9 protein-coding genes and 1 pseudogene are annotated in these 10,999 nt (G+C 53.5%); 5 read left to right on the forward strand and 5 right to left on the reverse strand.

From position 1 onward, the window contains the following. Window positions 1–1,401: chloride channel protein (locus tag KDK13_RS01890; protein ID WP_257283089.1), on the forward strand; the 1,401-nt coding region annotated here is incomplete at its 5' end. Between the two features lie 146 nt (window positions 1,402–1,547). Then, window positions 1,548–1,970: a protoporphyrinogen oxidase HemJ gene (gene hemJ / locus KDK13_RS01895; RefSeq protein WP_257283090.1), complete on the forward strand. Its 423-nt coding sequence runs from the start codon at window positions 1,548–1,550 to the stop codon at window positions 1,968–1,970. Here hemJ and hutI read toward each other — a convergent pair. From hutI to KDK13_RS19105, 3 genes and pseudogenes are all read right to left on the reverse strand, one after another. Beyond that, the gene (hutI, locus tag KDK13_RS01900; RefSeq protein WP_257283091.1) at window positions 1,964–4,189 is read right to left on the reverse strand and encodes an imidazolonepropionase; all 2,226 of its coding nucleotides are present in this window, start codon (window positions 4,187–4,189) and stop codon (window positions 1,964–1,966) included. The two genes, hemJ and hutI, sit on opposite strands and share 7 nt — an antisense overlap. A gap of 51 nt (window positions 4,190–4,240) precedes the next feature. Continuing rightward, complete coding sequence (locus tag KDK13_RS01905; RefSeq protein WP_257283092.1) at window positions 4,241–4,540, reverse strand: hypothetical protein; 300 nt, start codon at window positions 4,538–4,540, stop codon at window positions 4,241–4,243. A 60-nt stretch (window positions 4,541–4,600) separates the two neighbouring features. Beyond that, window positions 4,601–4,741, reverse strand: a pseudogene (locus KDK13_RS19105) (RING finger domain-containing protein); the annotation flags it as partial. A 158-nt stretch (window positions 4,742–4,899) separates the two neighbouring features. On the opposite strand from KDK13_RS19105, the gene hutC reads away from it, so the two are divergent. The 3 genes from hutC (at window position 4,900) to hutH (ending at window position 8,958) form a co-directional block, all read left to right on the forward strand. Then, entirely contained in the window at window positions 4,900–5,613 is a 714-nt protein-coding gene (gene hutC / locus KDK13_RS01910) for a histidine utilization repressor (RefSeq protein WP_257283093.1), read from the forward strand. Window positions 5,614–5,714: 101 nt separating this feature from the next. After that, window positions 5,715–7,433, forward strand: coding sequence for a urocanate hydratase (gene hutU / locus KDK13_RS01915; RefSeq protein WP_257283098.1), 1,719 nt, complete (start codon window positions 5,715–5,717; stop codon window positions 7,431–7,433). Next, window positions 7,426–8,958 carry a histidine ammonia-lyase gene (hutH, locus tag KDK13_RS01920; RefSeq protein WP_257283094.1) on the forward strand — a complete coding sequence of 511 codons (1,533 nt, stop codon included), beginning with the start codon at window positions 7,426–7,428 and terminating at the stop codon, window positions 8,956–8,958. The genes hutU and hutH overlap by 8 nt, the downstream gene beginning before the upstream one ends. Before the next feature lie 114 nt (window positions 8,959–9,072). Here hutH and KDK13_RS01925 read toward each other — a convergent pair whose 3' ends face one another. Together KDK13_RS01925 and KDK13_RS01930 are read right to left on the reverse strand one after the other, a co-directional pair. Beyond that, a complete protein-coding gene (locus KDK13_RS01925) occupies window positions 9,073–10,110 on the reverse strand; it encodes a hemolysin family protein (protein WP_257283095.1) in 1,038 nt (345 codons plus the stop codon). Between the two features lie 313 nt (window positions 10,111–10,423). After that, window positions 10,424–10,927, reverse strand: a complete 504-nt coding sequence (locus KDK13_RS01930; protein ID WP_257283097.1) for a hypothetical protein — start codon at window positions 10,925–10,927, stop codon at window positions 10,424–10,426. Window positions 10,928–10,999 lie beyond the last annotated feature (72 nt).

Below are 10,999 nucleotides of genomic sequence, written 5' to 3' on the forward strand. Positions count from 1 at the left end.
TCCTGTCTTATATCACCGCCCGATTGGGCGATGCTTTACGACGAGTTTGGTAAGCAGGCTGCATCTATGTTTAAGAAACCCTCGATACAGAATTTAAGGCTGCGTCTGGCACAAACAGAAGCTCTGCCACAACTCACCCTGATGGCACTGATCACCGGCCTGCTTGCCGGAGGCTTTCTTATCGCCTTTGAGGAACTGCTGTTTTTCTTTGCCCTGGTTTCCCAGCGTGCCTTGATACCCGAACATATATTTTCAACGCTGTCATCGGTTGAAAGTGGTTATGAGGCCCTGCCTCCCCTGGTCCGTTTTCTGGCACCTGTCGCCGGAGCCTTTGCCCTGGTTCTGTTAATCAAAAGCTGTCCCCCCAAACGAAGAAGCTTTGGCATTGCCCATGTTATCGAGCGCTTAACCCTGAACAGGGGCTGGCTGCCCTTTACCAGCACCATCACCCAGTTTATCGGGGCACTGATCGCTCTGGTCAGTGGATTCTCGGTGGGGCGTGAGGGGCCTGCGATACATATGGGAGCAGGAGTTGGCAGCTTACTGGGCCAGCTACTGAAACTGCCGACCAGCATACTGGGAGTACTGGCAGGTTGCGGCACTGCTGCCGCCATTGCCGCACTGTTCAATACCCCCATGGCCGGAGTGATCTTTGCCATGGAGGTGGTGATGAAAGAGTATTCGCTGGAAAGCTTTATTCCGCTAATGGCCTCTGCTGTTGTCTCTTCTGTTCTGACCCAAACGGCATACGGTCCCAACCCGGCTTTTCAGATCCCGGTTATTCCCCCGGTTACCCCCGAAGATTTGCTGATTACAGCGATTACAGCGTTCATTATCGGACTTCTTGCTGCGTCGTTTATTCGCATTTATATTTTTGCCCTTCAAAAGCGCCAGCATAAGGTCGTATACCCACTGTTAATCGCTGGTCTTCTGATGGGAACCATTGCTGCCCTGGTCCCTGCAACCATGGGCATTGGCTATGACACGATTGGAGTCCTGCTGGTCGGCGACGATGCAAACCTGCAGTTTCTGTTAATCCTGCTGGCTGCCAAACTGGTGATTACCGCCCTGGTCATCGGACTGGGGGTTCCCGGAGGCGTGATCGGCCCATCGTTGATGATCGGTGCCACCGCCGGTGCCTGCAGCATTTTGCTGGCGGGGCAGTTCCCGGGCGTTTCTGCACCCAATATCACCTTACATGTCATGACCGGGATGATTGCCATGATGGCTGCGATCTTTCAGGCCCCCCTGACGGCTCTGATTAATGTGCTGGAACTTACCCACAGTTCAGAGATCATTCTGCCGGCCATGCTGGCTATCGTGATAGCCTGCCTGACCTCCAGCCAGATCTGTGGACAACAGAGCATTTTTGCCAAGGGGTTATTACGCTCCAATCCATAGAGAGTTTCCTCAGCGACCGGAAGTAATGGCAAATTAATTACCGGTCCGGACTTCACCGACCACAGAGAAATTCAGAGCGTACAACTTGATTTACTGCTCCAACCTGTAAAAATGCGTACAAATTCAATAAAAAATCGGGTTTACCAATGCTCTGGATAACGTCTTTTCACATTATCGCCATGACCTGCTGGTTTGCAGCCCTCTTCTACCTTCCGAGACTATTCGTCTATCACACCATGAGTGAAGACCAGATAAGCAGAGACCGCTTTGTCATCATGGAAAGAAAGCTTATGCGGGGCATCGCCACGCCCTCCATGATTGCTACCCTGATTCTTGGCCTGTGGCTGTTACATTACATCCCGAGCTACCTGAGCGCCCCCTGGATGCATGCAAAACTGACCCTGGTAGCCCTGACCATTGGCTATCACCATATGTGTGCCCGCTATATGAAGCAACTGGCCAACGGCACCAGTACCCACAGCCACCAGTTTTTCAGGGTTTTCAATGAAATTCCGGTTATCTTCCTGGTGGGGATTGTCATCCTGGTCGTTGTTAAGCCGCATCATTGATACCGGGTTTGTCCAACCAGCTGATGAATTAACCGCGCCGCCAGCCGGGCCGTGTGGGCATCCATATCATGTTGCGGGCAGGTTTCAGCGATATCAAAGAGTTTCAGCTTGCCGCTGTGTTTGATGGTATCCAGCAAAGGTTCCACAACCTCCAGGGGAATACCTCTGGCAGCGGGTGCGCTGACGCCGGGGGCCAGGGAGGCAGGGAAGGCATCAATGTCGATGGTCAGGTAAATATGATCCACGTTGTCGATCAATTGCCGGATATCCTGTTGTAGCGATGGCAGGTTCAGCAGAGTCATTTCCTTATCGAGTCGATAGGTGACACCCAGCTCATCCGCTCGATTAAAAAGCGCCCGGGTATTGCTGCTTTCACTGATGCCAAGACAAAGATAATTGAACGGAATGCCGTGCTCCCGGGCGTATTCAGAAGCCTGCCAGAATGGGGTTCCTGAGCTGGGGCCCACTTCGGGTAAACGAAGGTCAAAGTGGGCATCAAAATTGATGATGCCGACATTGATCGGGTGGTTACCCTTCCCCTGTTTTGCCAGATGCATCATCAATCCCTGGTAAGAAGCCCAGCCAATTTCATGGCCTCCTCCCAAACCAGTGACTAATTGACCATTGTCTAATAGTTGGCACATCTGCCCGGCATAGTCCTGCTGTGCCTGTTCAAGGTTGGCGCCATGACAGCGAACGTTGCCTGCATCCCAAACCGGGGCGGTGCGATTCCAGGGAAGGTTAGCCAGAGCCTGTCGAATATGGTCTGGCCCTTTGGCCGCACCAGGTCGGCCCTGATTTCTCCGGACGCCTTCATCAGACTCAAACCCCAGCAAGGCAACCCCGTGTTCGCCATCCGGTGCATAAGGGCGAACCTTCTGATGCCAGCGTTGTGCAGCCTGTGGATCGGTTTCCTGATCAATACGGCCAGACCAGGAGAACGGTTGGTTTCCGGTGATCGTTGATTTCACAATTTGGCCTTTTTTTACCATCAGGGATGGGGTGATACCCGTGAGTCCGGCTGCCAGTGAGGCAGGATGGCTGACGGGCCAGAGTAACAGATCCGCATCCAGTCCTTCCCTGATTCTGCCGGTTTTGTCTTGCAGGCCCAGTGCCTGTGCCCCATGGCGGGTACAACCGGCCAGTGCCTCGGAAGGCGTCATTCGAAACAGGGTGCAGGCCATGTTCATCATCAGCCGTATGGAGGCGAAAGGGGAGGTGCCGGGGTTCAGATCGGTAGCAATGGCCATGGGAACGCCAGCCTGTCTTAATGCATCGACAGGTGGCAGTTTGGTTTCCCGCAGGAAGTAGAAGGCCCCGGGCAGCAGGGTGGCTACCGTATTGCTGTTTTTCAAGGCCTCAATACCGGACTGGCTGAGGTATTCCAGATGGTCCACGGAAAGTGCCTGATAGTTTACCGCCAGTTGGGTGCCGCCGCTGTCGGAGAGTTGCTCACCATGGAGTTTGATGTTCAACCCGTGGGCTTTGGCGGCTTTGAATACCCGTTCGGTCTGTTCGGGGGAAAAGGCAATGTTTTCGCAGAATACATCCACGGCATCGGCCAGCTGTTCTCTGGCCACCGCCGGAATCATCTCAGTGCAGACGTGCTCAATGTAATCGTCCGCCCGGTTTTGGTATTCCGGTGGCAAAGCGTGGGCACCCAGAAACGTACGAACGACAGTGACAGGGTACTCGCTGGCCAGCAGGCTTGCGGCCCGGAGCATGTTGGTTTCGGTTTTTGTATCCAGGCCATAGCCGGATTTGATTTCCAGGGTGGTGACGCCTTCCGCCAGTAATGCCTCAAGCCGTGGGCGGGAAGCCTCAACCAGTTCTGCAACCGTGGCTGCCCGGGTGGCGTTGACGGTGGCGAGAATGCCCCCTCCCTGTTTGGCAATGGTTTCGTAGCTGACGCCTTCCAGCCGCTGTTCAAACTCCCGGGAGCGGTCGCCGGCATAGATCAGGTGCGTGTGGCAGTCGATCAGGCCGGGTGTTAACCATTGCCCTTGTCCATCTATGGTTTCTTTGGCCTTGCTGCCTGGTGGTAAGTCGGATTCTGCTCCCGCCCACACAATCTTGCCGTCCCGCACCAGAATGGCACCCTGACTGATGCTGTTATATGGGCAGGTTGACGTGCGAGCCGGATCCATGGTGGCAAGGTGAATATTCCGGATGAGTAGGTCACAGGAGGTCCGTGATGGGTCAGCGTTATTGTTGTTCATGGTGTCCGGCCATTCCTGGAAAAATTCTTGGGATAAAAGAGCCATGTTAAATTATCTTCTGATTAAGGTGCCAATCATATTGCCTAATGCAATGCCACAGAGTACGTCTGCAAACAGGGCAAGAAAAGAACCCATCTCATACCTGAACACTTCTCTGACCAATCTGGCAAAATCCGTGTGAGGAAGGTCGTTGAGTATAAAGTAAGCGGCTTTAAACAAAAATTTGATGGAGAGAAGCTCCATGGCTCTCAAAAAGGTTCTGGTATTGTCCCAGTGGGTAACCGAAACTGTAGAAACAATCGTCAGTAAAGAAATCGCGGCAATATTCCGCTCATACACAACCTTGTCCATTATGCTCCTGCTACTTATTCTGCATATTTCAAAGGGAGAACATTCATGTCGACATAAAGGACAGTTCGGTACTCGCTTTACCCACTGGGTAATGCATGAGCGACCAAAGATATGTCCACAACTCATTAAAACCCGATTGTGTGTGGAATTATTAAAATCGCTCAGACAAATACTGCATTGATCGTCAGTAACATTGTTCATCCTAACCTCGTGAGAATCCCAGTGCTTTTCTAGCAGAATCGTACAAATTATATTATCCTATTGTATATACAACTATATACAATAGGATTGCGTAAGCAAGCTGCAGTCCCTCAGGGTCGCCAGATCGTGTGAAAAGCACCAATTGACACAAATAAATTATGAATCAGAGCCTGTTACCTCGTTATCAGCAGATCAAGCACTTTATCCTGGACAAGATTGAGTGCGGCGAATGGCCAGAATCCCGCAAGGTGCCTTCTGAGAATGAGCTTTGCCAGCAATTCTCGGTGAGCCGGATGACCGCCAGAAAGGCGCTGCAGGAGCTGACGGCCTCAGGCGTGCTGATGCGCCAGCAGGGGTTGGGTACATTTGTGGCGCCCCTGAAGCCGCAATCGTCCATGCTGGCGGTTAAAAATATCGCCGACGAGATCAAAGAGCGGGGCCATGGATACAGCAACCGGATATTACGTCTGTCTGCAGAGAACGCCTCCGAGGCCGTGGCGGTCTCCCTGGAGTTACCGGAGTCGGCTACGGTTTTTCATTCCATCATTGTTCACTGTGAAAATGGCCTGCCGCTGCAGTGGGAAGAGCGTCACATCAACCCACGGTTGGCCCCGGACTACCTGAAACAGGATTTTTCCAGGGAAACCCCCAATGTCTACCTGAACCGGGTGGCTGCCCTGACCGAAGCGACGCACGTCGTAGAAGCGGTATTGCCTTCCCGGGAGATGGCTGAAGCGCTGGTGATGGACGCCACTGCCCCTTGTCTGAGAATCACCAGAAGAAGCTGGTGTCGCCATGGGGTGGTCAGCCTGGCCAAACTCATACACCCCGGTGACCGTTACCGCCTGGGAGACCACTTACAGTTTTCCTGATGACTGGCGGACAGGCCGGATAGCAGGGGTGACAGGTGCCAGTTCCACAATAAAGCAAAGTAACGTAGAGGACGGTAACTATGACAATTGAACAGGCCCAGATGCCCGAAGCTGTTGGTAAAGCGGGCGGTCAAGGGCATCGACGGTTTGATCCTGACCGGATCATCCGGGCTCCCAGAGGTTCTGAGCTCAATACCTGCAGCTGGCAGGTAGAGGCCCCTCTGCGTATGTTAATGAACAACCTGGACCCGGAGGTGGCAGAGCATCCTGAACAGCTGGTGGTCTACGGTGGTATTGGCCGGGCAGCCCGGGATTGGGATTGTTACGACCAGATTGTGGCGACCCTGAAACGGCTGCAAACCGATGAAACACTGCTGGTCCAGTCCGGAAAACCGGTCGGGGTATTCAAGACTCACCCCGGTGCTCCCCGGGTGTTGATCGCCAACTCGAACATTGTGCCTTACTGGGCCAACTGGGAGTACTTTCACGAGCTGGATAAACAAGGCCTGATGATGTACGGCCAGATGACCGCAGGCTCGTGGATTTACATCGGCTCCCAGGGCATTGTGCAGGGTACCTACGAAACCTTTGTGGCCATGGCCAAAACCCATTTCAATGGCGACGCTTCGGGCAAGTGGATTCTCACCGGCGGTCTTGGCGGCATGGGGGGTGCGCAGCCTCTGGCGGCGACCATGGCCGGTTTTTCCATGCTGGCCTGTGAAGTGGATGAATCTCGCATCGACTTCCGCCTGAAAACCCGTTATCTGGATAAAAAAGCCAAGACGCTGGATGAAGCGCTGGCGATGATTGAACAGGCCAAATTGGAAGGCAAGGCGATTTCGGTGGGTCTGCTGGCCAATGCCGCGGATATATTCCCCGAGCTGGTTGAACGCAACATTACGCCGGATGTGGTGACGGACCAGACCTCAGCCCATGACCCGTTGAACGGGTATCTGCCCAAAGGGTGGACGATGGCACAGGCCAGCGAACGTCGTCAGGCGGATGAAGCTGCTGTCACCAGGGCCGCACGGGAGTCTATGGCTGTTCAGGTCCGGGCCATGCTGACACTGCAAAAGCGCGGGGCAGCCACTGTTGATTACGGCAACAATATAAGACAGATGGCCAAAGAGGTCGGGGTTGAAAACGCCTTTGACTTCCCCGGTTTTGTACCCGCCTATATCCGTCCACTGTTCTGCCAGGGTATCGGTCCTTTCCGCTGGGCAGCCCTGTCCGGTGACCCGGAAGATATCTACAAGACCGATCAGAAAGTCAAAGAGCTGATTCCTGACGATGCACATCTTCATAACTGGCTGGATATGGCCAGAGAGCGAATCGCCTTCCAGGGACTGCCAGCCCGTATCTGCTGGGTAGGTTTGCAAGACCGGGCCCGCCTCGGGCAGGCCTTTAACGATATGGTGGCCAGTGGTGAGCTGAGTGCGCCAGTGGTGATTGGCCGTGATCATCTGGATTCCGGTTCGGTTGCCAGCCCTAACCGGGAAACCGAAGGTATGCTCGACGGCAGTGATGCCGTCTCTGACTGGCCTCTGCTGAATGCCCTGCTGAATACAGCCTCTGGCGCCACCTGGGTGAGTATCCACCATGGCGGAGGTGTTGGTATTGGTTACAGCCAGCATTCGGGGGTGGTGATTGTCGCTGATGGTACCGATGAAGCCCGGGAAAAACTGGGCAGGGTACTGTGGAATGACCCGGGAACCGGCGTGATGCGTCATGCTGATGCAGGGTATGACATTGCCCGGGAGTGCGCACAGGAGAACGGTCTGGATCTGCCCATGGAGTCGGGAGGGCGCGAGTATGAATGAGTTAGTGATTTCCCCCGGAAAATTATCACTGGGCGATCTGCGCAAGGTCAGCCGCCATGAGGTCCAGATCAAGCTGGACCCGGCCTGTTATCCGGCCATTAACCAGAGTGTTGCCTGCGTCAATCAGGCACTGGCCGAGAACCGGGTCGTTTATGGTATCAATACCGGTTTTGGCCTGTTGGCCAGCACACGGATTCCAGACCAGGAACTGGAAGCTCTGCAGAGGAGTATTGTGCTTTCTCACTCCACCGGTGTCGGTCAGTTTATGGATGAAAGCACTGTCCGCCTGATGATGGTATTGAAAATTAACAGCCTTGCCCGTGGGCTTTCGGGCGTGAGGCTGGAATTGATCGAGGCGCTGATTCAGTTGATTAACCTGGGAGTTTATCCCTGTGTACCTGAGAAGGGATCGGTGGGGGCCAGTGGGGATCTTGCGCCGCTGGCCCATATGAGCTGTTTATTGCTGGGTGAAGGTCATGCCCTGGTGGATGGTCAGCAGGTGACGGCCACGGAAGCCCTGACCCATGCCGGTATGGAGCCAATGAAGCTGGCTCCCAAAGAAGGGCTGGCGCTGTTGAATGGCACTCAGGCCAGCACGGCCTTTGCTTTGCAGGGACTGTTTGGTGCCGAGGATTTAATGGCATCAGCCATCATCGCCGGCAGTCTCTCCATTGAAGCTGCCATGGCCAGTCGTCGCCCTTTTGATCCCCGTATTCATCAGGCCAGGGGGTTGCAGGGGCAAATTGATATTGCCCATGCCTACCGGACGATGCTGGGCCACAGTGACATTGAACAGGCCCATATAGACTGTGACAAGGTTCAGGATCCGTACTCACTGCGATGCCAGCCACAGGTGATGGGAGCCTGTCTGGAGCAAATGCGTTACGCTGCGGGCCTGCTTGGAATAGAAGCCAATGGGGTTACCGATAACCCCCTGGTCTTTGCTGAGGAGAATGAAATACTCTCCGGCGGTAACTTTCACGCCGAGCCAACCGGTATGGCGGCCGAAGCACTGGCCCTGGCCATTGCCGAAATCGGAGCCATCAGTGAACGTCGCATCGCGTTGCTGGTGGATCAACATTTGAGTGGCTTGCCGCCATTTCTAGTGAAAAACAGCGGCGTCAATTCCGGCTTTATGATTGCCCATAACACGGCGGCGGCCCTGGCCAGTGAAAACCGTTGTCTCTGCCATCCTTCGGTTGCCGATAGTCTTCCCACTTCTGCCAACCAGGAAGACCATGTATCCATGGCCACTTATGGGGCCCGTCGTTTACGGGAGATGAACAGTAATACGGCGTCGATTGTGGGAATTGAGTTGCTGGCGGCGGCACAGGGGGTGGATATGAGGAAGCCCTGCAAAACCTCTGAAACGCTGCAGCGGGTGATGAAAACGGTGAGAAAGGATGTTCCGTTCTATGATCAGGACCGTTATTTCTTTCCTGATATCCAAAAGGCATCCGAGCTGGTGGCCAGTGGTGAGTTGAACGTTAATATGCCAACAGGGCTGTTGCCAAGCCTCCCATAGTTTGTGCTGGGGGCATAAATTGAGATTGGAGGTTGGGGTTGAAGCAGGGGTGTTTTTGAGGCTGTGAGAGCAGGGCAGTTCATATTATGAACTGCCCTTGGGAAATAAAAGAGATCAGGAAGCCGTAGCTGTCAGGCGATGGGCCCACTTGGTTTTTGCTGCCTGCTGCATATCAACGACCTCGTCACTTTCATCGACGATTTCCCGGCCAAGCAGCGTTTCAATCATGTCTTCCAGGGTTACGATACCCCGGATATCACCATATTCGGTCACCACCATGGCGATATGGCTGCGCTGTTCCAGGAAAGTGGCCATCAGTTTTGGCAATGGCTCCTTTTCAAGCACGGCAATAATCGGACGTTTCAGGCTTTCCAGTGTTGTACTGCCACCTTCCCGCAGGTGGGAGAGCAGAATGTCATTTCTCATGACAAAGCCATTGATATCATCCGGGTCTTCACCGTACACAGGGATACGTGAGAAGCTGGAGCCGGTGAACTCATTCATATAAGCGTCAGTGGTCGTAGTTTCTGGCAATGAAAACAGCACTGAACGAGGGGTCATGATTTCCACAATCTGGAGATCACGAAACTTCAGCATGTTTTTCATCAGCTCAGACTCGACACCCTGAAGTGCGCCAACCTGGAAGCCAAGATCAGCCATCGCCTGAATTTCATCACGCAGATAAGGATTTGTTTTGTCCTTTGGGCCCAGCTTGCTGGTCAGTAACTCAGTGATCCAGATAATGGGCAGTAGCAGCCTGACCATAAAGCGCACACCAACGGCCATGACCGGAACCAGGGATTGCCACCAGGACGCACCAATGGTCTTTGGAATAATTTCGGACAATACCAGGATCAGTAAGGTCAACACGGCTGAAAAAACACCAACAGAGGCATCGCCAAAGACTTTCGCAGCCTGGGCACCGGCACTTGCTGCACCAATGGTATGAGCAATGGTATTCAGGGTGAGGATAGCGGCCAGAGGGCGGTCGATATGATCATGCAACTCCCGGACAATCTTTGCCCATTTGCTGTTTTTCTGCTCAAGGCTAAGCACATAAGCAGGGGAGATACTGAGTAGGACGGCTTCAAATACCGAGCAAATAAAGGACACCGCAATAGCGATGACAACATACGCAACAAGCGTAACCACACATGGCTCCAAAGGTAATCAAGGGAATGGTATTCTAGCCTGAGAATTCGATCTTTGGCGATAGAAATTTCCGATTATTACACCGTATTTATAATCAATAGGTTATCGCTAAATCCGCCGGGTTATATCGTCCGCCCCTCAAAGGATGGACTGGTCATTGGGTGAACCATTGCAGGTGGTCGTGATCTACTTATTAACCTGAAAATTCGAGTGGCGGATTTTTTGAAGATCTGGAACCAAAATGTTGTCAGGGGATGGTGAAAGTGGCAAAAACTGGAGAAATTGATACCCCCGACGTTGCACTGGAATTCGTTCACTCACCACCGCCGCCACCACATCCACCATGACCACCGCTATGGCCGCCATCGTGGCATCCACCATGACCACCATCGTAGTATCCATAGTGACTGCCAGTGAAGTAACCCATAGGAATGCGAAAACTGCCTGAACAGGCTCGTGATGAGTAGTTGGGTTTGATCAGATAGCCCCCCGGGCGAGGTTGATTTGTGACCGTTCTGGAAGCCACGGAAGGTCCTTGTTGGCTTTGGGTATCGTCGTCGTCCTCACCATCGCAACAACAGGCAAGGCATAAAGCCGATGCTGCAATGGTCGCAAGCGCTCCTCCTGCCGCACCCACTCCCGCACTGCAACCCACTGTCTGTTCTAAAGTTAACCCCCCAATTTTTTTAACGGTAAGGCCAGTGAACAAACCAGTAGCTCCACCAGCAACTGCACCGACCGCAGCGGCAGCTTTCCAGCAGGGTTCCCAGCCGGGGCGGAGTAAAGACGCATCTAAACAGGAGCGAATCTGGTCCATAAAACTTACCCTCGAAAATTTATTTTTTTTGTCACTTTGTCAGACAGCATTTTTCCTGAAAGCGCGCCAGCT

Origin of the sequence: Endozoicomonas sp. SESOKO1 (genome assembly GCF_024606265.1) — a bacterium.
Classification (GTDB): domain Bacteria; phylum Pseudomonadota; class Gammaproteobacteria; order Pseudomonadales; family Endozoicomonadaceae; genus Endozoicomonas.